This is a genomic window from Haloimpatiens myeolchijeotgali, assembly GCF_042688525.2.
GTDB lineage: Bacteria > Bacillota > Clostridia > Clostridiales > Clostridiaceae > Haloimpatiens.
In genome coordinates this window covers 1,278,191-1,304,537 of record NZ_JBHWAB010000001.1, presented here as the reverse complement: position 1 = coordinate 1,304,537, position 26,347 = coordinate 1,278,191, and the positions used below count along the sequence as shown (strand labels likewise).

Sequence of the window (26,347 nt, the reverse complement as noted above, 5' to 3'; positions counted from 1 at the left end):
CCCGATTAAACAAATTTTAGTTCTACTAATTTATTAGCTAATTTACTTGCTAGTTCTTCACTCTGTCCATTCCAAATCTCTTTATCAGTATTTACTGTTGGAGGGAATATTCTCTCAACTTGAGTTGCTGAACCATTAAGTCCATAATGCGTTTCCTCTGTATCATGAAAATCCTTTAATGCAAATACCTTTATTTCTTTATCCTTAGTTTCTAATTTTTTCTTATATGATGGAAGTCTTGGAGTATTGATATCCTTTTCAACTGTTATTAAACAAGGAAATTTAATACTTTGAACTTCAACTGTTTCTGCCATATTCATTTCAACTGTTATACATTTATCTGTTATTTCTAATATTCTTTTAACATTTGCTACATGAGGAATTCCTAAGTACTCTGCCATTTCTGGTCCTACTTGAGCTGTATCTCCATCTGTAGTTTGTTTCCCACAAACTATTAAATCTGGATTTCCACACATTCTAACACCTTGAGAAATTGTATATGATGTTGCTAAAACATCAGCTCCTGCAAATTTTCTATCTGAAAGAAGCGCTCCACTGTCAGCACCCATCATATATGCTTCTTTTATAACTTCTTTTGCTTGAGGTGGTCCCATACTTACTACTTTTACTTCTCCACCTTTTTCTTCTTTTATATTTAAAGCAGTTTCAAGTGCAAACAAATCATAAGGATTCATTTTAGAATCAACACCATCTCTCTTTAATACTCCTGTTTTTTCATCTACTTCTACCTTTGATGTTCCTGGAACTTGTTTAATACATACTAAGATCTCCATATGATTACCTCCTAAAATTGGTCTAGTGGTCATACCACTGTTTTATTTTTAAAAGGGATTCTCAAATCCCTTCTAATTTAATTATTTGAATAAAATTAATGAATTAACAAATTAATAAAATTACCTCCTATTAATACCATTACTCCTAATACTATTACATATACTATGCAAAACTTTAATGTCTTATTAAATATTTTTCCTTCTGAACCTACAAGTCCTGTAGCTGCTGTTGCCACTGCAATACTTTGAGGTGATATCATCTTACCTGCAGTAGCCCCTGCTGCATTCGCAGCTGTAAGCCAATATGGATTTGCATTTATTGAATTTGCTACATTTACTTGAAGTTGACCAAATAAAACATTTGATGATGTATCACTACCTGTAACAAATGTTCCTAAGGCCCCTATTATTGGTGAAATGAATGGAAAAAATCTTCCTGTTACTTTTGCCAATATTTGCGCAATAGAATCTATCATTCCACTATATCCCATAACTTTAGCTAGTGCTACTATTGAAAGTACCGTGATTGCTGATTTTGTTAACTGCTTCATTGTATCTATTAAAACCTTTACAAGATTTACAAACTTTGCTCCTTGAATCATTCCTCCAATAAATGCTGCTATTATTATTAATACACCTGGAGTTGCTATCCATTTAAATACAAATGGTTTAGCTCCTTGTCCATTATATATGTACAAACTAGTACTTATACTTTCTAGAGCACTTTTTATACTTGGAAATAATGAACTACTTAATATTATAAATGTAAAAATTAATATATAGGGCATCCATGCAATAACTCCTTCTTTAAAGGATATATCTTTATTTTTATTATTTTTATTCTTATTTTCTTTATGAAATTTCTTTGCTAAGAAAATTGTTACTGCCATACTAGATATGCTTCCAAGTAATGCTGGAAGTTCAGCACCCATATATTTTGCTGCTAAAAGTTGAGGTATTGCAAAAGCTATTCCAGAAGCTAGTGAAATTCCAATAACTCCTTTTACTCCTCTTATACTTTTAGCCGTAAGAATTACTAATACTAAAGGAATAATAACAATAAATAATGTTAATTGTATTGCTGTTGTGTAACTTAATACGTTTACATCGAGACCAGCAACTTTTGCTAATGTTGTTACTGGAATTCCTATAGCTCCAAAAGCAGTAGGTACAGTATTTGCTATAAGACATATAACTGATGCAAATATTGGATCTAATCCCATAGCTGCTAGTATACTTGCAGGTATTGCAACTGCTGTTCCAAATCCTGCAACTGCTTCTAAAAATCCTCCAAAACCCCATGCAAGTATTAATACTAATATTCTTTCATCAGTAGTTATGTTTGAAAGAATCTTTTTTATAGTTTCCATACTATTTGTATGTAATGAAACATTATAAGTGAATACTGCTGCCATGATTACAATCATTATAGGCCACAGTCCTAATGCAGTACCTTCTAATGCTGCTGTAAAAGCAGATGTCAATGGCATCTTCCATACAAACATTGCTAAAACTAGTGTTAATACTAATGTTGCCGTACAAGTTTTATGTGCTGGTAACTTTAAAATCCCCAGTGAAACCATAAGCCATATAATAGGTATCAATGCCACCAAGCATAGTAAATATGAATTCAAACATACCCCCTCCTTCAACTGGTATAGTGGTCATACCAATTTGTTGATTTAATAATATCACACTTTTCTAGAAATTTCTATAATAGTTATTAATTTAACAATATAAATATTTGTTTAACAAATGAAACTGAATATATACCCTTATTGCATATAACTAAAAATTCACTTATAAAAAAATAAAGTATAAAGAAAAAAGAATACATTAAAAAGATTTTTAAAAGCAAGCTTTTAAAATCAATCAACAAGAGTTTTTCTGTAAGAAAAACCTCCTTATTTATTCTTTCAACTTTATACTTTATTTCAATCTTTATCCTCTATCATTTAGTTATTTAATATTTTCATCTATAAATTCTAAATGTCTTTTCATCATTTCTGAAGTTTTTTCTAAATTATGAGATGCCAACGCTTCATATATACTATTATGTTGTTGATATATCATATTTTTATTTTCATCTTTTTTCATTATCTTTAACCTAGCATCTTTAATAAATATATCCATAATATAAGAAATAGAATTTAATATGTTTAAAATCAAGAAATTTTTAGATGCATGAGCTATTTTATAATGAAATTTTTTATCTAATATAACTTTTTCGTTTTCATCATCCGCATTTTTCAATAATTCTACTAATTTATGTAACTCTCTTAATTCTTCTTCGTTAATTCTTTTAGCTGCTAAAGCAGCTGTCTCACTTTCTATTATTTTTCTTAACTCTAATATCTCTGAAGGTCTACTTTCTTGAAGCATAAACATAATTGATAGTGGTTGAAATAGGCTATCTTCAAAACTTTCTCTTATAAAATTTCCTTCTCCATGTCTACACTCTATAAGACCAATTATTTGAAGTGCTCTTAATGCTTCTCTTACTGAAGATCTACTCACATTAAACTGTTGTGATAACTCTCTTTCAGATAAAAGCTTATCTCCTTTTTTTAAAGTTCCATCTGCTATCATGTTTTTTATTTGTTCTATAACTTGCTCATATACCTTCTCACTTTTAACAGGTTTAAACATTTTGCTCATCCTTTACGAATATTATATTTCTTAATAGCACCATTATTATAACATATATTGTTATAATAAAAATAACATTTCAATAACTATTGTATGTTTTAAATTTTTACCTAAAAATTTCACACTTCTACCCTCTAATAAAGTTAATAAAATACCAATTAAATATAGTATCACCATAAATACTCATAAGTACTGCACTTACTGCTATAAAAGGTACAAATGGTACAGCATCTTTCTTACTTTTCCTTTTAGATACTATAAGAATTATAGAAACAATTCCTCCTAATATAAATGCAATCAATAACATAAATAAACTGTACCTAATTCCTAAAAACAATCCACAAACAAAACTAATCTCAACATCTCCCCATCCCATTCCTTTTGTTAAAATAACTATTAACATCATTATTGCAGCTGGTATAATCCCTCCTAATACGTAATTTGAAATTATCGGATATATATTAAATCCTACTTTTTTATACATAAAACATTCAATACAAATGAAGATGATACCTAAAATAATTCCAAATAAAGAAAGTGAAAAATATACGTCTTGTGTATCTAAATCTATTACTGCCATAATTAAAAGCATACTGCATAAAGAAATAAACTTAATAGTTTCTATGGAATAACCATATCTGTAATATATTAAAACCCATAAAAATGCTGTAAAAAATTCTATAAGAGGATATCTAATAGATACTTTTTCCCCACAATATCTACATCTACCTTTTAACATTATGTAACTAACAACAGGAATAAGATCATACCACTTTAATTGTGTACTACAACTTGTACAATGTGATGGTGGAAAAACTATAGATTGTTCTCTAGGTATTCTATAAATACATACATTAAAAAAACTACCAAATAATAAACCAATCACAAAAATTAAAAAAACCACTTAAACACCTCCAAAGGATAATTTTCCGAAGCAAAGCCTCGGAAAATTTTAAAATATATTACCTAAAAATATGGAAAATCAATATAATTTTGACAAATTATTAACAATGATACAGTATATTTACAATAAAGGTATGTGTTTTACATATTATACGAAGAAATACACAAAATATTATATTATTTTTAGTCTAAATCTGGCAGTTTACAAATATTAACTTTTAATGAATCTTTTATTTTATCAAAAGAAGCTTCATTAATTATTTGAAGATTATTAATACTATTTGAATTTAAATTAGGTGTCATTTCATAAATCAAAATATATTGTCCCTGTGATAATATATTTTTACTTTGAATATTTATAATATTATCATTTATTTTAGATATTATAGGTTGATTTTCAAGTATTAACTTTTTATTTTTATCAACTTTGTACAAATCAATTTTATTTTCATCTAATCCTATTTGTACATTCTTATTACTATCTTTATTTACACTTACATTTAAATTTATTTTTCCATTACTATTCATATTAAATAATATACCTAACTTAGATGAATATTTATCTACAATATCAATAGTATTATTTTTTTCTCTTGTAATATACTCTTCTGTATCCTTTGCATTTTTCTTATTTACAAAAATCCCCTGCTTTATTATTAAAATATTATTATTATAAGGAGCTTCTATATTTAATTTAATTTCTTGGCTAAAAAATTTATTAGCTTCACTTTCATCTATATCCTTATAAGTAATAAATGCTGTATTTTTCAAATCATAACTTCCTTCTTTAGTTCCTTTTAAAGATATACTAAATTGTTTTTTTGATGAGGATATATATTTATCCTCATTTGAATTTAGATTATAATTTATGCTTCCTAAATTTCCTATTACCTTTTGACCATTAACTTCAAAATTTTCTGGCAGCTTTGATTTAACACATTCAATACCCTTAGGTAAATTTAATTCAAACTTAACATTGTTTATTGAAAAATCTGCTTTAATAGTCTCTGCAATTTGATTGTACACATTATCTATGTCTTTTTCATTCAATGCTTTCATATATGTTCCATTACATATATTAGCTATCTTCTTTAATTTGTTTACATCAGAGTCTTTGGTAAACCCTATCATAAAATTATTGATATCAATTGAAGTATCTGAAGCTATCATTTCAGAAATTAATTCAGCATATTTTTGACCTCTTGCAAAATCATTATCATAACGGTTGTAATAATAGTTCTTATCTCTATCATCTTGTAAATAAACATATCCTTTGTCATTACGTATGCAACTATACGCTGTAGCTTCTCCATCTGTCATGAGAACTATATATTTTTTTGCCTCTTTGTTAGATGAATCTTTTAATTTGTAATATGCCTTTCTCAATCCATCACCTATATTTGTTCCCCCACCTGCCATAAAATTATTTATTTCTTTTTCTAAAGAGCCAAATCCGTTTTTACCTACTAAATCGCTTTTAACATAAGCTTTAGATGCATATTCTATTAGTGATATTTTTACATTCTCATCACTATCTTTAAACTTATCTATAAATCTATTAGCTGCTTTTTTTACTATATTTAGTCTGGAAGGTTCTCTACTATATTCCTTTCCATCTAAATCCCACCCCATACTACCTGAGGTATCAATAACCATTACAATTTCTTTATCTTTTGAATTTGAGCTGTTGTCAATATTTTTCCTTAATACATCCATTGGATTTATTGTATAATTTATCATAAATTCTTCATTAGTTATATAATCTTGTTTATTCTCTCCTATACTTTGACATAATTCTAGATTAATTAAATTATCATTATTAGAATTTCCTATATTTAGCTTAATACTTTGACTAAAAAAATTCTTAGCTGCACTTTCATCTATGTCCTTATAAGTAATAAATGCTGTATTTTTCAAGTCATGTTTTCCTTCTTTAGCCCCTTTTAAAGATATACTAAATTCTTTTTTTGATGAGGATATATATTTATCTTTATTTGAATTAAAATTATAGTTAATACTTCCTAAATCCCCTATTACCTTTTGATCTTTTATTTGAAAATTTTCAGGTACCTTAACTGCTTTTATACCCTTTGGTAAGTTTAATTCAAATTTTACATTGTTTACTGAAAAATCCGATTTGATACTTTCAGCAATTTGATTATATACATAATCTATATCATTTTCATTTAAAGCTTCTCTATAGGTCCCATCACTTATATTAGCTAATTCTTTTAATTTATCTCTATTAGAATCTTTTGTAAATCCTATCATAAAATTATCAATATTTACGGAACTATCTAAAAATATATCATTACAAATTAATTTTGCATATTGATATCCTCTTTTCAAATCATCTTTGTCATTATAATAATAAGATTTTCTATTTTCTTGTAAATATTCAAATATTCCATTTTTATATACATAACTGTACCCTGTAGCTTCTCCATCTGTCATAAGAACTATATATTTTTTTGCATCTTTAGTAGATGAGTTTTTTAATTTGTAATATGCTTTTCTTAATCCATCACCAATATTTGTTCCTCCACCTGCTTGAAATTTATTTATTTTTTTCTTCAGAGAATCAAACTTTGATTTATCCACTAAATCACTCTTAATATAAGCACTAGAAGCATATTCTATTAGTGATATTTTCACATCTTCATTACTATTTTTAAATTCATCTATAAACCTATTAGCTGCTTTTTTTACTATACCTAACCTAGAAGCTTCTTTATTACTACATTTATTCCCCTCTAAATTCCATCCCATACTTCCTGAAGTATCAATAACCATTACAATTTCTTTTTTTCGTGACTCCTTAACTATATTCTGTTTTAATATATCCTCTGGATCTATAGTATAATTTATTGTAAATTCTTCATTAACTTTAAATTTTTCTTTATTTTCTTTAATACTTTGACATAAATCTAGCTTAATATTTCCTTTAGTTTTACTATAACCCTTAGCATATGAAGGAACTATTTGAAGTTGACTTATGATAAATACAAAAACTAATAATACTATGAATTTAAATTTTCTATTAATCTTCATTCTATTCCCCTTCCCCATGATTTCTAAATTCTACTCTAGTACTAATACTTTCTTGTTCTTTATGCATCTGTAAATTTATAATTATATTTATCCCTGCAGCTTCTTTAAATACTTCACTTCCAATAGATTTAACGTTAACATTTTTTATATATTTTGATATTTGTTTTTTCTTATTTTCCTTTATGCTATATAATACATTGCCTTCTATTAAAAATTTACAACTATTATCACTATTTTTAAATTTTATACATTTAATCATAACTTCATTTTTATTTTCTAAAATATCATTTCCATTTACATCTTCAAGCTCAATTATTTTACTACTCTGCATTGCTTCCTTAGATAATTGTTCTACTGCCTTTTCTCCTTCATTTCTAAGTTCTACATTAGTTTCTGTACTTCTAAAAACTTTGTAGTTGCTTAGAAAAAAAGAATATAACATAGTAATAATTATTATGAATATTGCCAAAGCTATAATAACTTCTATTAATGTGAAACCTTTATGTTTATTCTTCAACATAAGCAAAACTCCACTTCAATACACTTTATTTAATAATTTTCCAATTACACATATTTATTAATTTATTATACATAATGTTATTAGATATGTTTTCATCTTTTCCATAATGTATATCACTTTGAACTTTTTCATATTTATCATAATTATTTTTAAATAAATTTTTTAATTTATCATAATTAGATGCTATTAATTTATTTACAACACCTTTATCTGAATTTATTACTTTTTTATTGTGATCTACTATATATAAATTTCCTCCTACTATAATACTTCCACTAAAATTTACTTCTCCACATATATACAAATCTCCCTTGCATACAATTAACCCTTTAGTACACTTGTTATTAAGATTAATTTTTTTCTACGTTTTTATGCGTCACCTTACTTGTATCTGCATTATTTCCTACTAATGCATAATTTTTATCTCTATTATCATCTAATAAAATTAATTCATCAGTATTAAATTCTTCTTTATTTTCATGTTTTAAAAATTTTTTCAACTCTTTATAATTTATTTGAGAATCCATATTTATCATAGAAATATCTTCAGTATACTCATCATCTTCTTTTTCCATTCCCATATAATAAACCATTTTATTAAATTCATTTTGTTTTTCTAATACTTTATCATTAATATCAATAACATAATTTTCTGTAATAACCCCTTCTTCTTTTGTAATAATATCTCCTATATGAAATGCCTTCTTTTTATTTATAGTTATGTTTTTTCCTAAATTTATTCCACTATCATCCTTGTACTGCTTATAATACTCATAAAAATACTGTGCTTTATCCTTATAATTAAGTTCACTACTATCTTCATTATTTTTTTTACTACTATCATTATTGACATCTTTATCATTATCCATATTAGTATTGCAGTCTCCATCTTTAAACCTTGAAGCTAATACTAGAGGATCATAATATTCAAATTCAATATTATCCTCTTTAAGTTTTCCCTCTTTTAACGGCTTTGTATAAGCTGCATAATTCCCTTTTAAAGCAAGTGATTCCCCTGTTTGATATTTTTTCTTTGTTTTTATATAAGCTGTACCCATAATTATACATTCATCATGTATATTCAACTTTGTACTATCTAAATCATTGGAATTTACAATTATAGAACTGGAATGATCTGGTGTGTTATTTTTACTCTGACTTCCATCAAACAAACCATAATAACTTCCTTCAATATCAACACTACTATTTTCTGAATTGATTTCTAAATCATCCTTTGTAAAAAGATTACCCTGACTATCCTTTGTTTTTTCCATATTTAAACTTGAACCATCTGCATCCTTTAGTAACTTTGTATTTAATGAATATAAATTTCCACTAACATTACACATAGCTTTAGGAGAATTAATTAAAAAATCATTCAAAGTACATGCATTTCCATTCATTTGTATATTAGTTTGTTCACCATTTAATATTATCCCACTATTTTCTTTATCATCTTTTTCTCCTTTTACAAATATATCTCCATTTACTATACAATCTTTACTACACACTTCCAAATTTTTATTTACAACTAAAGCCTTTTGCCATATAACATTTTGAGGAATTTTTAATGTATTAGTCTGTACATAATATGAATCATTATAATTAGGAACTTTTATTTCATACTGAACACCAGTAACTTTTTCAATATCTTGCTTCTCATAACTAGATTTAAGTTTTAAAACTATTTTATCGTTATTAAAAATTAAATTTTCTTCATTATTTTCTATTTGCATTTTTATACTTTTATTTTTTTCATATTGATATAATTTTGGATCTTCTATATTTAAAATATTATCTTCTATATACTTCTTATAACTTTCTTTAAACTTATCATTTTGTTCTTTCTTTATATACTCTTGATTTACTGTTAAATCATCTTTTATATAAGGGCTGCCATATTTTTCTTCCATTTCTGTAGTCCATATATTGCCTTGCCCTTTAACTTTTTTCTTTTCCTCATTTTTATATATTTCTTTTTCTTTTTCATATTGCAAATCTAAATTATCCATAAAACCTTTTACTATATTATTACCTTCTTTTATTCCCTGGTTCACCATATGCTCTACTTCTACATACGCCTTATCTAACCCTGCCTCTGACATATAAAAATTAAATTTCTCTTTTTCTCTTATTAAACTTAATTTATAACTGCTTAATACCAAAGAAAGTACTGCAGTGCCTAAAATAATTAATATACTTGAAATAATCAAGACCATACATAATGTTGAACCTTTTTTTATACCTTTCAAAAATATCACTTCCTATTTGATCATCAATTTGTGGAAGTTTTCCACTTCACTACAACCAAGTGGCTATGAGTTTTGGAAAGTTTTATATCCTTCAATTATTTGAAGAACTTCTCCATTTTTACTTACTTTAACTTTTACTTTATATAATCTATAATTCATATCACCATTTTTTAAATTTTCATCTATACTTGAAAAAAATTTTATCTTCCCAATTGTAGAATTTATTGAGTAATTAGAATTTCTATTAAACTTTATAAAATATAAAATTAAATTTTTATCCTCACATTCATTTACAGCATCTATTTTAAAATTTATATCTCCAATTAATTCTATCTTAATTTTTACATCTTTGTTCTCAGCTACATTTATAGATATATTACTCTCAGTATCTGCATCTTTGTTTTTCACAATTATGTTATTACCACTATCATTAACATGTATAGATATTAAATTTAATAAGCTTCCTAAATTTGACACAACTTCTCCACTCTTATCATATATCTTTAAATTGTTTTGTTCATCCACTTGTATTTTTATATTACATTGTATATCTTCACTATTAATATATTCAGAGAACTTATAATCCTCTACTGGTTCTATAGTTGTATCAATTGTAAATCCATCTTTTTCATGCGAAAGCTTTTTTATGTCATCAATAGAATTGTTTGGAGATTTTACATATTCCATATACTGCTGTGCAATATTTTTAGCTTTTGATTTATCTTCAGAACTTTTATTTATTTTTACATTATTTAAACATAGAGATAAAATAGGAATAATTATTATACACAAAATAGCTAAACTAATAATAACTTCTATTAAGGTCATTCCCTTTTTATATATTTTTTTCATATAAATTCTCCTATAGTGATAATTAATTTTCTTTAATATTTACAACCCCTTCTTTTATTACATTCACTCTAGGTCTATTTTTATCATCACCTTTAATATATACATCTGTATCTAAATCTGTCTTGTTATATATTTTTAAATTTACTCCTGCTTTATCGATTTCTGAATTTCTTGATGTAGAATAGATCTTTACATTTATTTTTTCTCCATTAGGTTTAAACTCAACTTCTTTAAAGTTCATAGGATATTTTTGTTTAGAAGTTTTATATTTATAAAAATATTTATTATTTTTTCGTATAAAATACATAGCTACATTTTCTATGTCATTTTTATCACTAAATATATAAGTATTTCTTTCAATATCCTTTGCCTTTCCAATCATAATAGTTGGTAAATCAGAACTTAACGGTTTAACATTCATTAAAAAATCATATTCTATTTTATTTTTTTCTGTTTTACTTGCACTATCATCTACTTTAGATTTATTATTTGACATTGAAATTTTAAAAGGGTTATATTTACCCTTTGGTGAAGCAAAATCATATTTATAATAGTCTTCATTTTTGAATTTAGGAATACTATAAAAATCAAGTAATATACTTCCACTCAAAAAATTTTCTTCACTACTAGCAATACTTATATTGTTAATAATTATTTCTTTATTAAAATTTTCTATTTTATTTATAAAATCAAATATCTCCTCATAAGTACCTTTAAAACTTAATGTACACTGCATTTTTGATACTGCTGAATTAATAGAAGAATCTTTAGAGTTATTTTTTATAGTATTTTTATTGCTTCCAATATTTTCATTATTGTTTTTTGTTTTATTTTCTAAACTGTTATACTCTTCTACTAATTTTCCCATATGAGTTTCTCTGCTTTTTTTACTTTTAGTTTTTATATTTGCCTTTTCTAATACATTCTCTGAAAAACTTAAAACGTTTCCTTCAAGTTTAGAGTTTTCTAACATCTCGTTTAAAATAACTATTATTCTTTCCTGTTCTAATTTTGGGAAAAATCTATCATATTTATCTAATATCTTAGAATTTAATATTTTTATTTCTAGTGATTTTCTATTTTTAGAAGCTATTTTGTTTTTTACACTTTCAACTTTTTGTTCATATTCATTCTTCTTTGAGGTTAAATTTTTTATATTTTCATTTTGCTTTTTTATAATTAATTTATAATATACAAATCCTACTAATAGTACTGCTAAAATTATAAGTAAGATTTTCTCTCTCTTAGTTACCTTCATAACTATCAACACCCTTTAAATCACATTTTAAAGTAAAGACAAAGTTTTTTCCTTCTACTTTACTTATATTGTTAATATGAATATTAGTAATGGACTCTATTTTCTTTAAATTATTTTCAAATTCTGCAATGTCACTTCTATTTTCTCCTTCACCTTGTATTTGAATATTTTCTGAATTTACAACTAAACTCTTAAAGTATACTTTTTCTGGTATAGATGACGTTACCTTTTCTATAATCTCACTACCCACTACATTTTTTTCATACATTACCTTATCTACAACAGTTATGATATCATTATATTTATTAAGAATTTCTATTTTTTTATTTTCATTTTCTATTTGTTTTAACTTTTCAATGTTTTCTTTTGAATTTAAAAAAGCTTCCATAGAATTAATATCTTTGTTTAATTTTTTTATTTTCACTACTCCCCCAACATATGTTATTCCTATAAAAGCTACTACAATAATTAATATTATAATTCCATATCTAAATTTTGACTTTGATAAATTTTTCCCTGATTTATATTCTTGAAAGAAGTTAAAATCATTCATTAAATCCCCTCACTTAAATCTTATTAATGCCCCTGCAGCATTTAAATAATCTACTATATCTCCATCAAAAGAAATTAAATCCAAATTACTTATATTTAATATCTTAATAACAGGAACTCTTAATATATCTGTTAAATATTTATCTATTCCCTTTATCTTTGAAATTCCTCCATAAATATAAATATTTTCTAACTTATTTCCTTCATTTTTATTCTTGTAATACTGAATCATTCTATCTATTTCATCAGCACATTCCTTTAACTTAGACTTTATGCTTTCATTTATCATATTTGCTTCTATATTTTCATTTTCTTCTTTTCTTAGATTACCTAATTTTATTTTTTTAATTTCAGCTTGTTTTTCTGATATAACTAATTTTCTAGATATTTCAGAATCTATATATGATCCTCCAATAGTTACTAGTCTTGTAAATTCCACATTTTTATTTCTTACTATCGTAAAGTTTATGTAATCACTTCCAATATCCATGAAAGCATTTGCAATATTCTCATCATAATCTCTTTCATTTATATATGAGGTATATGCAAATAATTTACTTATACTATTACAATTAATGTCTAATACATATGGAAAAAGTTCTAATTCTTTAGCTAAATTTAAATATCCTTCAGACATTACCTTTGGATACGCAGCAACTCTAACTTTTGATTTTAATATATTTTCTTCTTTAAATTCTTCAACTATTTTATATTGAATAACATAGTCATCAGACATTATTGGAAGGTATCTTTCAATTTGAAGTCTTATCATTCCATCCATATCTTTTGAATCTGCAGATGGAATTTCTATTTCTCTTGTTATTATTGATGTGCTTTGAGATGTAAATATTACTTTATTTGCTTTTATGTTTCTATCTTGAAGTTCTTTTTTAATTTCTTTTTTTAATCTATTTACATCATTTATATTTCCATCACTATAACAATTTTCTGGTGTATGAATAGTAAAGGCTTTTTCTACTGTTACTTTGTTTTTATTAAATTTACCCTGTACTATTTTTGTGTTTTTAGTTCCTATATCAATGGATAATATCTTTTTTGCAAACAAAATTTCACCTCCATGTCATTTGGGTTAACAACTCAACTTTTGCAGGGAAAAAATAACCGCTGCGGGAAATGATATATTGCTCTGAAACCTTTCACTTCAGTAACAAGTTCTAAACTTTACTCATATTGAAAAAAGATTTTTTAATTAATATTCCGTAGGAATTAGTAATTAAAAAATAACTTTTTTCAAATTCGTAAAGCTAAGAACTTGTAAACTTTGTTCAAATGTTTCTTACGCAATATATCATTTCCCTTCGCTAGGTAGTATTTTTTACTACAAAAGTTGATTTATCAGAAAATAGCTCTTGCTAAAAAGAATAAATAATTAATAATGTATAATTAACAATTAACAATTAACAATTAAGATTTTTGATTCATCAAAAATTAACCTTCATTATTAATTGTTAATTTTTAATTATTAATTGCCCTTAGCTTTTTACTTTGTATCTAAAAGTATTTCTATGTAAATGCTAGACTTAAGTTTTTTTACTTAAATCTAGCATTTTAATAAGTAAAATTCAAAGTATTATTTATCACAATAAGTTATTTTTAGAATACTCATGCAATAAATATTAGTGTTTTATATTAAAATTTATTTTATTGTTTTATACTCAGGATACACTTCTTGTTTAGTACCAGCAAAAACTGTTACGTCACCATCAGAATCTATTTTAACTGTGAAATCAGTCACACCTGAAACTGATTTCACTTCAGGTACTGATTGAAGTTGATCTTTAATTGCAGTAGCTTCAGTACTACTTTTTGAAAAATCTATATCTGTCTTAGGATATTCTATTTTTCCCTGAGTTATCAACATAGATGTAGCATTAGCTATAGTCTTAGCACTAGCTATATCAGCATTTTTCTTTGCATCTTTCTGTGCACTACCAAACTTTGGTATAGCAATTGCCGCAAGTATTCCTATAATTGCTATAACAATTATAAGTTCTATTAATGTAAACCCTTTTTTCTTTCGTGTTAAGCTTTTCTTGCTTAATGAATTTTTTTGACATATTAGACTTTTTTTCATCCCCTAAGCCTCCCTTAATAATTTTTATAATAAAATAAATTTTATTATCATTTTAAGTTGGAATTGTTTTAAACATATCGAACATAGGCATAAGCATGGATATTACTATAAATCCTATTAATACACCCATTATAAGTATCATAAGTGGCTCTATCATTGCAGTCATTTTCTTTAAAGCAGTATCTAGCTCTTCATCATAAAAGGTTGCTGTTTTTTCTAAAATATCATCTAGTGCTCCAGACTCTTCACCAATTTTTATCATAGAACTCAACATTGATGGAAAAATTTCTATGGTCTTCAATGTTTCTGCTAAAGATTCTCCTTCTATAACCTTATCTCTACATTGTAGTATCTTTTTTTCTACAACTTTATTTCCAATTATTTTTGATGAAACTTCTAATGCTTGAACTAGGGGTATACCACTATATAATATTGTTGATAAAGTTCTCGTAAATCTAGAAAGTATTATTTTAATATTTGTTCCCTTTGTTATAGGATTATTTAACTTTAAATTATCAAAAAATATCTTTCCGCTAACGCTTTTGGCATAAGTTTTTATACCTACTACCACGAGTCCTATTAATATTAATATGATGTACCATTTATTCTTTATTCCTGTGCTTATTGATAATACTATTCTTGTTGGAAGAGGAAGGCTAACTTCACTATTTTGAAACATACCGACAAAGATAGGCATTACAAAAATTAATAGGAATGTTACTACCGTAATTGATAAAATTATTAATATAACTGGATATATAAATGCACTTTTTATTTTGTTATTTATTTTATTTTCTCTTTCGTAGTGTGATGCTAATCTATTCATTATTACATCTAATTTACCACTTACTTCTCCTGCTTCTATCATATTAATCATAAGTTCTGGAAAAACCCTATCTTGATTTTTTAATGACTGTGAAAAAGTTACTCCTTTTTGAACATCTTCATAAACTTCATTTAAACTTCTTTTTAAAGTAGGATTTTCAGTTTGCTCTTTTAATATATTTATACAATTTGAAATATTAGCCCCAGCATTAAGCATAGTATAAAATTGTCTACAAAATACATATAAATCTTTAATACTTACTTTTTTTAAACTTTGAAGAATATCCTGTTGTTCTCTCTCTAATATCTCTTCTATTGATATTGGATAATAGTTATTGTCCTCAATCATTGCTAATACTTCATTTTTATTAGAAGCTTTAAAAGTACCTTTAAGCTTGTTTCCTTCACTATTCATTACTTTATATTCATATATAGGCATAAAAAACACCTCTTTAACTTTTAATTATTATATGTCTTAAATTTTATATACGTGTTATTATTTTTTATATTTTTTAGTTTTTTTGTATTTTTTTTACATAGTTAGTCAAAAAAATAATATGTTCTGCGCTCACAAAACATTATTCTTGTAAAAAACTCACTTTTAACAATTCCTCTACTGTAGTTATACCTTGTTTTACTAACTCTACACAAGATTCTTTTAATGTTTTCATTCCATTATCTATACTTAATTTTCTTATATCACTAATACTTCTATTCTCTACTATATAATTTCTATGTTGTTCTGTTATTTCCACTATTTCATATATACCTATTCTTCCTAAATAACCACTATTATTACAGTAACTGCATCCTTTTCCCTTACATATTATTAATTCTTCACCTTCATGTCCCATCAATTTTTTTGTAAAATCATCTGCCTTATATTCTTGCTTACAGTGCACACAAATTTTTCTTACAAGTCTTTGGGATACAACTCCCGACATTGAACTAGCCAATAAATATGGTTCTATTCCCATATCTATTAATCTTATTATAGATGATGGAGCATCATTAGTATGAATTGTACTCAATATTAAATGTCCTGTTATTGCTGCTCTAGTTGCTATTTGTGCAGTTTCTGCATCTCTTACCTCTCCTATCATTATTATATCTGGATCCTGCCGTAATATTGTTCTTAACGCTGCTGCAAATGTTAAACCTGCTTTAACATTAACGTTAACTTGATTAATTCCTTCCATCATATATTCCACTGGATCTTCTACTGTAATTATATTTTTCTCACTATTATTTAACTCATTTAAAAATGTATACAATGTAGTAGATTTTCCACTACCAGTAGGTCCTGTAACTAAAATAATTCCATATGGACTTTTTATTATTTTATTTATTTTATATATATCATCATTATTCATTCCTAACTTATCTTTTCCAATTAAAAAATTACTCCTGTCTAATATTCTTAATACAATTTTTTCACCATAAACAGTAGGTAATGTAGAAACTCTTAAGTCTATTGAATTATTATTTATAAGCATAGGTATTCTTCCATCTTGTGGAACTTTTTTTTCAGCTATGTTTAGATTTGCAAGTATTTTTATACGTGTTATAAATGCATTATATATATCTTTGTTATATTTAAAAATTTCTTTAAGTACTCCATCTATTCTATATCTGACTTTTACATATTTATCAAAAGGTTCTATGTGTATATCACTGGCTTTTAACTTTACCGCATTATTAATAACTAAATCTACAAGCCTTACAGCTGGTGCATTTTTTATATCATCAATCTTTAATTTTTCATCTTCTTTTTTTTGAGCACTTATTTGTTGTTTAGATAAATCTTCAGCTACTTTTTTCATATATTGGCTAGAATAGTATTTATCAATCCCTTGCTTAATTTCGTGAGAAGATGCAATATAAGTCTTTACCTCATAACCAGATGCTATCTTTACATCATCTATAGCAAAAATATTTAATGGATCTAACATAGCAATTTGAATTTTATTTTCATATAGTCCAATTAGTATTAAAGTATATTTTAATGCAATACTTTCTGGTACTATCTGTATTACTCTTGAACCTATGGATATTTCGTTTAAAAAAACTCTTGGAACTGATAGTTGTGTTTCAAGTACTTCTAAAATATCTTCTTCTGTAACTATTTTATCTTCTATTAATAATTCTCCTAATCTCTTCCCAGTACCTTTTTGTTTTAACAGAGCTTTTCTAAGTTGCTCCTTGTTTATCTTTCCCTGCTGAAGTAAAATATCTCCTAACTTTTTTTTCATGTATCATTCTCCTAAAATATTGAATGAATTACATTTTTTGTATAATATATTAAAATTATATCATTTTTTTCTATATAATTAAATATATTTTTCTAAAATTTCACATAAAAAATGCTAACAAATTTTACTTTGTTAGCGCTTATCTTCTAAATATTTTTTCCAATTTGTACATATTTGAAATAAACTTATAACGTCCTGTTCATTGTAGAGAAGTATCTTTTCTTTCTTTTCATCAGGCATTCTTCTAGTGTAATCACTATCCTTAACTATCCTTTTAAAAGTTCTAGCTAAATTCTGACCACTAATAAGCTCACTTTCTCTATTTATTTCAAATTGTTTTTCTAAATTTTTAAGTCCTATACATGATTTTGTTACTTTCTCATATTCCTTCTGAAGATCTATTTCCTTAAAGTTTTCATGTATATTATACTCAACCTTATTCTTTTTAAATAAATAATCTATAACTGTAAAATCATTATTTCCCGCAAAAGTTACTATATATTTTTTATTATGTTTTTCCCTAATTTCTTTAAAATATTGTGCTGCTAAATTTAAAACCTCAATTGAATCTTTTTTATTCTCTATCATATACTGAGTAACCTTTAACTCATTAGTACTTTCATCATAATAACAGCATCCAAAAACTCCTACGCATATTGGTTTTCTATTAACATAATGTTCTAAATCAAAATATATAGCACTTTTATAAAATTCCACATCATCTGTCACTGGTAATGCATAATGATTATCACACTTACCAACTTTTGCTGTATTTTCTCTTAAAATCATTTTACCACTCTTTCTAATATTTGAATATTTTCCGCAGTCAAATTATAAATAACATCTTTTCTTTCAACTATTATTTGTAACTTTTTCTTCACCCTTTCATCCTTTAATGCCTTAGTAATAAGTTCTCTTGTTGGATTTACACAAACTGGGGAACCAACTAATTCAAACATTGAAAAATCCCCAGACGTATCTCCATATGCATAGCTTTTTGATAAGTCAATGTTGTATTTGTATACAAAATCCATTATAGCTTCTTTTTTGCTGTCACTATCCCACATTGGAATTACTTCTCCTGTATAAATATCTCCATTTAATTTATATACTGCTCCCCTATAATCATCGAATCCATGTTTACTTGCCATTTCTCTAACTAATTCTACTGGACTTCCTGATATAGTAATTACTTTATGTCCTTGTTCTCTATGCCATTTAATTTTGTCTCTTGTATAAGTATACACCCTATCGCCTTTTTGTTCCACAACCTTTTTTGCAATAAACTCAACTTGTGATCTATGCATTCCTTTTACAGCTTCTATGTATATTGAAGCCATTTTCAACAGATAATTATCATAATTACCTTTTCTTTTATCCCATTTTAAGTACTCAGGTCTAACATCATTGTACCATTTTTCAGGTTCTATTATCTCATATTTAACAAGTTTTTTAAAAACTTCTGATAATAATCCCTGTCTATATAAAGTACCATCTATATCAAAAAATGCCGCTGCTGTTTTCAATTATACCATTCCTTTCATCATTATCATAAATATAATACTATATTTTATAAAATTATAACAAAATATATACACATTACTATTATACTAAAAAAACTCTTTTCATTACTACCATTAATAAAAATAAAAACTGCTGCACTAGAACTTTTCTTTGCAGCAGTTAATTTATTAAAATGCAGGTATAATACTTCCTTTATATTTTTCCTTTATAAATTCTTTAATCTCCTTAGAATTTAATGCTTCACTTAAAACTTTTATATAAGATTTGTCCTTATTTTCTTTTTTTACTACAAGTATATTTGCATAAGGTGAATCTTTAGATTCAATTGCAATAGCATCTTTTGTAGGATTTAAATTAGCTTGCAGTGCATAATTCGTATTGATAACTGCAGCATCAACATCATTTAATGCTCTTGGAAGTTGAGGAGCATCCAATTCTTGAATTTTTAAATTAAGTTTATTTTCTATTATATCAAATTTTGTTACAAGTTCACCCTTTTTAAGTTTAATAAGCCCTTCGTTCTCTAATAATCTAAGTGCTCTAGAACCATTAGTTGGATCTTTAGGTATAGCTATAGAAACATTATTTTTAAATTGATCTATCTTTTTTATTTTATTAGAGTATAATCCCATAGGTTCCAAATGTACTTTTACAGTATAATCTAATTTAGTACCTTTTTCTGAATTAAATTTATTTAAATAAGGGATATGTTGGAAAAAGTTTGCATCTAATTCTCCATCATTTAATGCTGTATTTGGTATAACATAATCATTAAATATTTTAATTTCAAGCTTATACCCTTTCTTTTCAAGTATAGGTTTTATTTTTTCTAAAATTTCTGCATGAGGTACAGGCGTTGCTCCTACTACTATTGTCTTTTTGTCTTGATTTTTTGAGGCTTCTTTTGAATTTCCACAACCTACTAAACCAAAAATTAAAAATACTGAAATAATTACTGTAATTATCTTTTTCATTTCTATCTCTCCTTTTTTAATTTCATGAATGCTTTAACGATTTAATGTTTTAAATCGTTAAAGTCATCTAGGTATAACATTTTAACTTTGCACTGCAAAGTATTCATACTCATATGTAATTTGAAGTTTTGATTTAATAAACATAAACAAAATTTATTTCAAAATCTTATATACTAAATTTCCAAACCACTGCATTAGCTGAACTAATATTATAAGAATTATTACTGTATATATCATTACATCTGTTTTAAACATATAATATCCATATGTTACTGCTACATCACCAAGTCCACGTCCACCTATAGCACCTGCCATAGCTGAATATCCAACTACAGTTATAGCTGTTAAAGTAATACCATTTATTATAGAAGGAAGTGCTTCACTAATTATAACTTTAAAAATTATTTGCCAGTTACTAGCCCCCATAGCTTTTGCCGCTTCAACAATTCCATAATCAACTTCTTTCATGGCTCCTTCAATAACTCTAGTTGCAAAGGGCATAGCTCCTATTGTAAGTGGTATTATAGCTGCTGTTGTACCTATAGTTTTACCTACAATTAATTTAGTTATAGGAACTATAGCTATCATAAGTATTATAAATGGAAAAGATCTAAGAATATTTATTATAAAATCCAAAATAGAATAAATGTATTTATTGGGCTTTAAACCTTTTTCACTAGTTACTATAAGTATGACAGAGGGAATTATTGCAAGTACAACTGCTAATATAGTTGATACTACTACCATGTAAATTGTTTCTAAAAGTGCTGGAAAAAGAATTTGTTTAAATAACATTTTTTATCACCTCACAATCTATCATTTGCCATGGAATATTATTTATATTTAAATATGCAATAACTTTTTCTTTATTATTATCTGCAATATTAATAATAAGACTTCCAAATACATCTTCTCTAAATCTTTCAAGCTTACCCCATTCAATAGAAAAATTAATATCCAATTCTCTTGCCATAGAAGTTATTACACATTGATTACTCTTTTCTTTTGAATAAAATAATTTTATATTTACTCCGTAATCTGGGATAATTTCTTCTTCTCCTAATAATCTTTTCATTGTTTCACTAGGTTTTAAAAATAAATTTTCTACTTTTCTTAATTCCTTTATTTCACCATTTTCCATTACAGCTGCTCTCTCACATATTTCTTTTATAACTTCCATTTGGTGAGTCACTATAACTATTGTTATTCCTAATTCATCATTTATTTTCTTCAATAATTTTAATATAGATTTTGTTGTTTCAGGATCCAAAGCTGATGTAGCCTCATCACAAAGTAAAATTTTAGGATTCAATGTTAAAGCTCTCGCTATAGCAACTCTTTGCTTTTGACCACCACTCAACTCTGAAACTTTACTTTTATATTTATCTTTAAGTCCCACTAATTCTAAAAGTTCCATAACTCTACTATGTATTTTTTCTTTACTTATTCCCCAAAATTCCATTGGAAGAGCTACATTATGAAATACATCTTTTCTACTTAACAAATTGAAATTTTGAAATATCATACCTAATTCTTTTCTAAACTCCATTAACCCTTTCCCTTTTAAAACATTAATGTTTTTATTCATTACTTCTAAATTACCTGAATCACACTCCTCTAATTTGTTTATGCATCTCAATAATGTAGATTTTCCCGCGCCACTTTTACCTATTATTCCAAATATCTCTCCTCTTCCAATTTCTAAATTCACATTATTTAGAACTTTCACATTAGAATAGCATTTATTTAAACTTTGTATTTTTATCAAAGCTATACCTCCTTTACTCTTATAAAAAAAATAAAGCTAGAGAATAATCTCTAGCTTGCTTTACAAAACTAAAATCACTCTCATCTCTCAGCATAATGCTGCAGGAATTGGCACCGTTATATTGCTCTATGCAATACCGGTTGCCGGGCTTCATCGGGCCAGTCCCTCCACCTCTCTGGATAAGTACTAAGATAATATTTAATTTTAAATAACTGTCTTAATTATATTAATATAATTTAAAATTGTCAATACTTTTTTTGCAAGATTTTATATTAAATATTTCAAATTTGATTTATTTTTGTATCTTTACACAATACATATTTTTTTATAGTATTCATTTGATTTAATTTTAATAGAAAAAATTCACATCCCACTATACAAAATCCTTCTTCAGGTTTTACCCACTTTACTTCACATAAGCACCAAAATGATGGATTATTATCTATTTTCATAAGAAATGATATAAAATCATCTTTCTTAAGTTTTATTCTACTCTTAAAACATATTCCGCTTTCTGACAAATTTATTGCTGTAAGTATAGGTCTATCCCCTGTAAAATTTTTATATATGCTTTTGTTGTTAATAACTGGATAATATAAATCTAATTTAAAATCAACTCTTTTATATTTTCTTTTCTCCACATTATATTTATCTGAATTAAAATAGTCGACATGTGCCATTCATACCCCACCCCTTCCATTCATATTATATCATATTTAGTATAATCATTTTTAACTCAACTCTTATACAATGAACTTATAATTTCATCTTTATGTAATGTTTACTATAACTGATAATCTTATTTATTTTTTCTATTTTAAACCCAACAATAGTATATTGACAAATATGAATTACTATGTTAAAATTTCATTGAGAATTGTTTTCATTCGCAATTACAAGGAGGTTCTATTATGAGCATAACTGATTTAAAGCCAGGTCAAAAAGCTTTTATAAACAATATAGAAGGTAATGAAAAATTAGCTAAAAGGCTTTTTGCTTTAGGCTGTATAGAAGGTACTGAAGTATTATTAAAAAGAACTGCTCCTTTAGGAGATCCTCTTATAATAAACTTTAGAGGTTTCGATTTAGCTATAAGAAAAAATGATGCAAAAAATATATTCATCAAGGAGGTTTAAACACTTAAATGTTTACCGCAGCTTTAGTTGGAAATCCAAATGTAGGGAAAACCACACTTTTCAATTTACTAACTGGTTCTAATCAATATGTAGGAAATTGGGCAGGAGTTACTGTTGAAAAAAAAGAAGGTTTTTTAAATACAAATTTTAAAATAGTAGATTTACCAGGTATATATGCTATGGACACCTTTTCAAATGAAGAAAAGGTATCAAAAAACTTTTTACTTAACGGCAACGTAGATGTGATAATTAATATAGTTGATGCTTCTAATCTTGCTAGAAATCTATATTTAACTACTCAATTAAAACAGTTTAACAAACCAATAATATTAGTTTTAAATATGATTGATGTAATTGAAGCTGAGGGAACTATAATAGATTTTAATAAACTAGAAAATCTATTAGGTGTTACTGTTATTCCTATAGCTGCTTCTAAAAGCAAAGGAATAGATAAAATTGAAAATATTATTTTAAACAATAACTTTAATTTTACATCATGTTTAAATACACATAATTTCAAAAGTGAAAAAGAAACTTATAATTACATTGAAAAAATCTTAAGTCAATGTATTAAGTACAATAATACTCAAACTGAAACTCCAACTGATAAAATAGATAAAATTGTACTGCATAAATTTTTATCCTATCCAATATTTTTGTTTATATTATTTATTATATTTAAATTTACTTTTAATTGGGTTGGACAACCTTTAGCTGATCTATTAGATTTAGGACTGAATAATATTTTAATACCAAAACTAAATTTACTTTTATCAAATTCAAGTCAATGGTTTAGATCTCTTCTAGTTGACGGAATTATAAATGGTGTAGGTTCTGTCATCGTATTTTTACCAATAATTTTAACATTATTCATGGGTATATCTTTTCTTGAAGATAGTGGTTATATGGCAAGAGCTGCATTTATAATGGACAAGCTAATGCGCAAAATGGGACTTTCAGGTAAAGCATTTATACCTTTAATAGTAGGTTTTGGATGTTCTGTACCAGGTATAATGTCTGCTAGAACATTAGAAAGTGAAAAAGATAGGAAACTTACAGCATTACTTGTACCACTTATGTCTTGTAATGCTAGATTACCTGTTTATGCATTGATTGCTACAATATTCTTTCCAAATAATAAAACGTTAGTAGTATTTTCTCTTTATTTACTTGGAATAATATTAGCATTCATAATAGGATTTTTATTTAAAAATACAATTTTCAAGAAAGATGAAGAACCATTTTTAATTGAACTTCCTGATTATAAAATGCCTAATTTTAGGAATCTATTACTACACACTTGGGATAAAGGTAAAGGTTTCTTGAAAAAAGCTGGAACAATTATCTTTTCAATTTCAATTTTAGTTTGGCTGCTATCTAATTTCAATTTTAATGGAATGGTTAATAACATTAATGAAAGTTTTCTTGCTTATTTCGGAAAGATACTAGCTCCAATTTTTAAACCTTTAGGATTTGGTACTTGGGAAACTTCAGTGTCCCTACTTACAGGACTTATGGCAAAAGAAGTTATTGTAAGTACTATGGGAGTAATTTATGGTGGAAACTTAAAATTAATTCTTCCACAATATTTTAATGCATTATCAGCTTATACTTTTTTAGTATTTATATTACTATATACACCTTGCATATCTACTGTAGCAGTAATGCGAAAAGAATACGGAAGAAAAATGGCTATTTTCTCTGTTTTATATCAAATTGGTTTAGCCTGGATTGTATCATTCTTAATATTTAATATTGGTAATTTATTTATTTAGAGGTGTTATTATGTTTGTAGAAATATTAATTACTGTAATAATAATTAGTGCTGCAAGTTATTTTTTATACAAAAATATTAAATCCAAAGCATCAGGAAAATGTAACTGCAGTAATTGTTCTTCACACTGTACTTATTATGGAAAGAAAAAAGAAGAAGAAAAACAAAAAGATAATTAAAATTAATTTTTAAAAAAGCTTTCTGCTTAAGCAGAAAGCTTTAAATTTTCCCAAAGTTTACCTTATGAAAATCATCCTCATTTAGACTTTATTCTTTGTATTTTAATCTTTGTTTTAATAGCTGTTATTTAAAGCATTCTTTACATATCTAATATCTACATTATCCTTTACAAACATATTTATCATTTTTGATGCATATTTCTTAGATATTTTTTCTACATTAGATGCATACTTTATATCATTTTTCTCTAAAAGGTATTTTAAATATTTCAATTGCTTTTTAGTAATTAAATTTTTTCTTTCTAATTCATCATCCATATCTATTTTATAAACTAAATTAAAGATCAAAGGTAAATCTAAAACATCTTCAAAATTGTGCAGCATTATTACATTTTTTATACTATCGTTCTTACATTCTAAATATTCATAATATAAATCAACACTTTGTCCTCCATCAATTTCATCTGTTCTATCTATTCCAATAAATTTTTCAACAGTTTTTAAATTACATCTGTTCATACCCAATTGTTCATAGTATGGTCTTATTATCCTATATAAATCTACATGATTTAAGGGAGATTCAAACTCTATTTCATACTTGTCCATTCTTTTAAGAATAAATGCTTCATCAAAAGCTATTCCATTATAAGAACACCATGTATTAAAGCTTATTATGTCCTCTTTAAATTTCATTAAAAGCTCTTTCTCATCTTCTATGTCTTCTGCAAAATACTGTTTTATATGAAACTTATCTATATCAATAAAATATCCTATAGAAACTAACATAATTTTATCTTGCTCTTTATTAAATCCAGTAGTTTCAATATCAAAATAACATATATCCTTCATATTATATGTTTTTAATACATTTCCTTTTATTTTTAATTCATTAGTACATTCTTTAATAAACATTTTTACCACCAACTTTATTTTTAAATTATCATTTTTATTATATCACAAATATACTTACAAACTATAAATACAAAAAA

Annotated in this window: 25 protein-coding genes and 1 riboswitch; of the genes, 3 read left to right on the top strand and 22 right to left on the bottom strand. The window is 25.8% G+C overall.

Annotated elements, in window-relative coordinates; all coding sequences use genetic code 11:
• Window positions 1–5 precede the first annotated feature (5 nt).
• The 21 genes from ACFIJ5_RS05830 to ACFIJ5_RS05730 form a co-directional block, all read right to left on the bottom strand.
• Entirely contained in the window at window positions 6–794 is a 789-nt protein-coding gene (locus tag ACFIJ5_RS05830; protein ID WP_379804920.1) for an electron transfer flavoprotein subunit beta/FixA family protein, read from the bottom strand.
• Between the two features lie 95 nt (window positions 795–889).
• Window positions 890–2,428, bottom strand: coding sequence for an L-lactate permease (locus ACFIJ5_RS05825; RefSeq protein WP_379804917.1), 1,539 nt, complete (start codon window positions 2,426–2,428; stop codon window positions 890–892).
• A gap of 325 nt (window positions 2,429–2,753) precedes the next feature.
• On the bottom strand, window positions 2,754–3,443 hold the full coding sequence (locus ACFIJ5_RS05820) for a FadR/GntR family transcriptional regulator (protein WP_379804914.1): 690 nt from the start codon (window positions 3,441–3,443) through the stop codon (window positions 2,754–2,756).
• A 127-nt stretch (window positions 3,444–3,570) separates the two neighbouring features.
• Window positions 3,571–4,347, bottom strand: coding sequence for a prepilin peptidase (locus tag ACFIJ5_RS05815; protein ID WP_379804911.1), 777 nt, complete (start codon window positions 4,345–4,347; stop codon window positions 3,571–3,573).
• 182 nt (window positions 4,348–4,529) lie between these two features.
• Entirely contained in the window at window positions 4,530–7,397 is a 2,868-nt protein-coding gene (locus tag ACFIJ5_RS05810; protein WP_379804909.1) for a VWA domain-containing protein, read from the bottom strand.
• A 1-nt stretch (window position 7,398) separates the two neighbouring features.
• Window positions 7,399–7,917 (bottom strand): prepilin-type N-terminal cleavage/methylation domain-containing protein, encoded by a 519-nt coding sequence (locus tag ACFIJ5_RS05805; protein ID WP_379804906.1) that lies wholly within the window; start codon window positions 7,915–7,917, stop codon window positions 7,399–7,401.
• Between the two features lie 25 nt (window positions 7,918–7,942).
• Entirely contained in the window at window positions 7,943–8,221 is a 279-nt protein-coding gene (locus ACFIJ5_RS05800; RefSeq protein WP_379804904.1) for a hypothetical protein, read from the bottom strand.
• Between the two features lie 46 nt (window positions 8,222–8,267).
• Window positions 8,268–10,169 carry a hypothetical protein gene (locus tag ACFIJ5_RS05795; protein WP_379804901.1) on the bottom strand — a complete coding sequence of 634 codons (1,902 nt, stop codon included), beginning with the start codon at window positions 10,167–10,169 and terminating at the stop codon, window positions 8,268–8,270.
• Window positions 10,170–10,232: 63 nt separating this feature from the next.
• Window positions 10,233–11,021 carry a prepilin-type N-terminal cleavage/methylation domain-containing protein gene (locus tag ACFIJ5_RS05790; RefSeq protein ID WP_379804899.1) on the bottom strand — a complete coding sequence of 263 codons (789 nt, stop codon included), beginning with the start codon at window positions 11,019–11,021 and terminating at the stop codon, window positions 10,233–10,235.
• A gap of 22 nt (window positions 11,022–11,043) precedes the next feature.
• Window positions 11,044–12,279 (bottom strand): hypothetical protein, encoded by a 1,236-nt coding sequence (locus ACFIJ5_RS05785; RefSeq protein WP_379804896.1) that lies wholly within the window; start codon window positions 12,277–12,279, stop codon window positions 11,044–11,046.
• The gene (locus ACFIJ5_RS05780; protein ID WP_379804894.1) at window positions 12,266–12,832 is read right to left on the bottom strand and encodes a PilN domain-containing protein; all 567 of its coding nucleotides are present in this window, start codon (window positions 12,830–12,832) and stop codon (window positions 12,266–12,268) included. Before ACFIJ5_RS05780 ends, ACFIJ5_RS05785 begins: the two co-directional genes overlap by 14 nt.
• A 9-nt stretch (window positions 12,833–12,841) precedes the next feature.
• The gene (gene pilM / locus ACFIJ5_RS05775; protein WP_379804891.1) at window positions 12,842–13,897 is read right to left on the bottom strand and encodes a type IV pilus assembly protein PilM; all 1,056 of its coding nucleotides are present in this window, start codon (window positions 13,895–13,897) and stop codon (window positions 12,842–12,844) included.
• 591 nt (window positions 13,898–14,488) lie between these two features.
• A complete protein-coding gene (locus tag ACFIJ5_RS05770) occupies window positions 14,489–14,926 on the bottom strand; it encodes a prepilin-type N-terminal cleavage/methylation domain-containing protein (RefSeq protein WP_379804889.1) in 438 nt (145 codons plus the stop codon).
• A 52-nt stretch (window positions 14,927–14,978) separates the two neighbouring features.
• The gene (locus ACFIJ5_RS05765; protein ID WP_379804887.1) at window positions 14,979–16,190 is read right to left on the bottom strand and encodes a type II secretion system F family protein; all 1,212 of its coding nucleotides are present in this window, start codon (window positions 16,188–16,190) and stop codon (window positions 14,979–14,981) included.
• A gap of 139 nt (window positions 16,191–16,329) precedes the next feature.
• Entirely contained in the window at window positions 16,330–18,003 is a 1,674-nt protein-coding gene (locus tag ACFIJ5_RS05760; RefSeq protein WP_379804884.1) for a GspE/PulE family protein, read from the bottom strand.
• Window positions 18,004–18,135: 132 nt separating this feature from the next.
• Window positions 18,136–18,792, bottom strand: a complete 657-nt coding sequence (locus tag ACFIJ5_RS05755) for a ribonuclease H-like domain-containing protein (protein ID WP_379804881.1) — start codon at window positions 18,790–18,792, stop codon at window positions 18,136–18,138.
• A complete protein-coding gene (locus tag ACFIJ5_RS05750) occupies window positions 18,789–19,529 on the bottom strand; it encodes an HAD-IB family hydrolase (protein WP_379804879.1) in 741 nt (246 codons plus the stop codon). Before ACFIJ5_RS05750 ends, ACFIJ5_RS05755 begins: the two co-directional genes overlap by 4 nt.
• 165 nt (window positions 19,530–19,694) lie before the next feature.
• Window positions 19,695–20,501 carry a MetQ/NlpA family ABC transporter substrate-binding protein gene (locus ACFIJ5_RS05745; protein ID WP_379804876.1) on the bottom strand — a complete coding sequence of 269 codons (807 nt, stop codon included), beginning with the start codon at window positions 20,499–20,501 and terminating at the stop codon, window positions 19,695–19,697.
• A gap of 153 nt (window positions 20,502–20,654) precedes the next feature.
• The gene (locus tag ACFIJ5_RS05740; protein ID WP_379804872.1) at window positions 20,655–21,296 is read right to left on the bottom strand and encodes a methionine ABC transporter permease; all 642 of its coding nucleotides are present in this window, start codon (window positions 21,294–21,296) and stop codon (window positions 20,655–20,657) included.
• Window positions 21,286–22,269, bottom strand: a complete 984-nt coding sequence (locus tag ACFIJ5_RS05735; RefSeq protein WP_379804869.1) for a methionine ABC transporter ATP-binding protein — start codon at window positions 22,267–22,269, stop codon at window positions 21,286–21,288. Before ACFIJ5_RS05735 ends, ACFIJ5_RS05740 begins: the two co-directional genes overlap by 11 nt.
• A 77-nt stretch (window positions 22,270–22,346) precedes the next feature.
• Window positions 22,347–22,455: riboswitch (SAM riboswitch) on the bottom strand.
• 95 nt (window positions 22,456–22,550) lie between these two features.
• Window positions 22,551–22,949: a PilZ domain-containing protein gene (locus tag ACFIJ5_RS05730; RefSeq protein WP_379804867.1), complete on the bottom strand. Its 399-nt coding sequence runs from the start codon at window positions 22,947–22,949 to the stop codon at window positions 22,551–22,553.
• A gap of 231 nt (window positions 22,950–23,180) precedes the next feature.
• Here ACFIJ5_RS05730 and ACFIJ5_RS05725 point away from each other — a divergent pair, with 231 nt between their 5' ends.
• The 3 genes from ACFIJ5_RS05725 to ACFIJ5_RS05715 are packed head-to-tail and all read left to right on the top strand — an operon-like array spanning window position 23,181 to window position 25,358.
• A complete protein-coding gene (locus tag ACFIJ5_RS05725) occupies window positions 23,181–23,405 on the top strand; it encodes a FeoA family protein (protein WP_379804864.1) in 225 nt (74 codons plus the stop codon).
• Window positions 23,406–23,413: 8 nt separating this feature from the next.
• Window positions 23,414–25,180 (top strand): ferrous iron transport protein B, encoded by a 1,767-nt coding sequence (gene feoB, locus ACFIJ5_RS05720; protein WP_379804862.1) that lies wholly within the window; start codon window positions 23,414–23,416, stop codon window positions 25,178–25,180.
• Window positions 25,181–25,190: 10 nt separating this feature from the next.
• On the top strand, window positions 25,191–25,358 hold the full coding sequence (locus ACFIJ5_RS05715) for a FeoB-associated Cys-rich membrane protein (protein ID WP_379804859.1): 168 nt from the start codon (window positions 25,191–25,193) through the stop codon (window positions 25,356–25,358).
• Between the two features lie 114 nt (window positions 25,359–25,472).
• Here the strand turns inward: ACFIJ5_RS05715 and ACFIJ5_RS05710 are convergent, their stop codons facing one another.
• Window positions 25,473–26,270: a ribonuclease H-like domain-containing protein gene (locus tag ACFIJ5_RS05710; protein WP_379804856.1), complete on the bottom strand. Its 798-nt coding sequence runs from the start codon at window positions 26,268–26,270 to the stop codon at window positions 25,473–25,475.
• Window positions 26,271–26,347 lie beyond the last annotated feature (77 nt).

Excerpts from the sequence above, each read along its gene's own strand:
- ACFIJ5_RS05785 (WP_379804896.1), bottom strand. The coding sequence starts at position 12,279 with ATGAAGGTAACTAAGAGAGAGAAAATCTTACTTATAATTTTAGCAGTA.
- ACFIJ5_RS05820 (WP_379804914.1), bottom strand. The coding sequence starts at position 3,443 with ATGTTTAAACCTGTTAAAAGTGAGAAGGTATATGAGCAAGTTATAGAA.
- ACFIJ5_RS05765 (WP_379804887.1), bottom strand. The coding sequence starts at position 16,190 with ATGCCTATATATGAATATAAAGTAATGAATAGTGAAGGAAACAAGCTT.
- ACFIJ5_RS05715 (WP_379804859.1), top strand. The coding sequence starts at position 25,191 with ATGTTTGTAGAAATATTAATTACTGTAATAATAATTAGTGCTGCAAGT.
- ACFIJ5_RS05725 (WP_379804864.1), top strand. The coding sequence starts at position 23,181 with ATGAGCATAACTGATTTAAAGCCAGGTCAAAAAGCTTTTATAAACAAT.
- ACFIJ5_RS05730 (WP_379804867.1), bottom strand. The coding sequence starts at position 22,949 with ATGGCACATGTCGACTATTTTAATTCAGATAAATATAATGTGGAGAAA.
- ACFIJ5_RS05790 (WP_379804899.1), bottom strand. The coding sequence starts at position 11,021 with ATGAAAAAAATATATAAAAAGGGAATGACCTTAATAGAAGTTATTATT.
- ACFIJ5_RS05830 (WP_379804920.1), bottom strand. The coding sequence starts at position 794 with ATGGAGATCTTAGTATGTATTAAACAAGTTCCAGGAACATCAAAGGTA.
- ACFIJ5_RS05710 (WP_379804856.1), bottom strand. The coding sequence starts at position 26,270 with ATGTTTATTAAAGAATGTACTAATGAATTAAAAATAAAAGGAAATGTA.
- feoB (WP_379804862.1), top strand. The coding sequence starts at position 23,414 with ATGTTTACCGCAGCTTTAGTTGGAAATCCAAATGTAGGGAAAACCACA.
- ACFIJ5_RS05805 (WP_379804906.1), bottom strand. The coding sequence starts at position 7,917 with ATGTTGAAGAATAAACATAAAGGTTTCACATTAATAGAAGTTATTATA.
- ACFIJ5_RS05770 (WP_379804889.1), bottom strand. The coding sequence starts at position 14,926 with ATGAAAAAAAGTCTAATATGTCAAAAAAATTCATTAAGCAAGAAAAGC.
- ACFIJ5_RS05780 (WP_379804894.1), bottom strand. The coding sequence starts at position 12,832 with ATGAATGATTTTAACTTCTTTCAAGAATATAAATCAGGGAAAAATTTA.
- ACFIJ5_RS05755 (WP_379804881.1), bottom strand. The coding sequence starts at position 18,792 with ATGATTTTAAGAGAAAATACAGCAAAAGTTGGTAAGTGTGATAATCAT.
- ACFIJ5_RS05810 (WP_379804909.1), bottom strand. The coding sequence starts at position 7,397 with ATGAAGATTAATAGAAAATTTAAATTCATAGTATTATTAGTTTTTGTA.
- ACFIJ5_RS05745 (WP_379804876.1), bottom strand. The coding sequence starts at position 20,501 with ATGAAAAAGATAATTACAGTAATTATTTCAGTATTTTTAATTTTTGGT.
- ACFIJ5_RS05740 (WP_379804872.1), bottom strand. The coding sequence starts at position 21,296 with ATGTTATTTAAACAAATTCTTTTTCCAGCACTTTTAGAAACAATTTAC.
- ACFIJ5_RS05760 (WP_379804884.1), bottom strand. The coding sequence starts at position 18,003 with ATGAAAAAAAAGTTAGGAGATATTTTACTTCAGCAGGGAAAGATAAAC.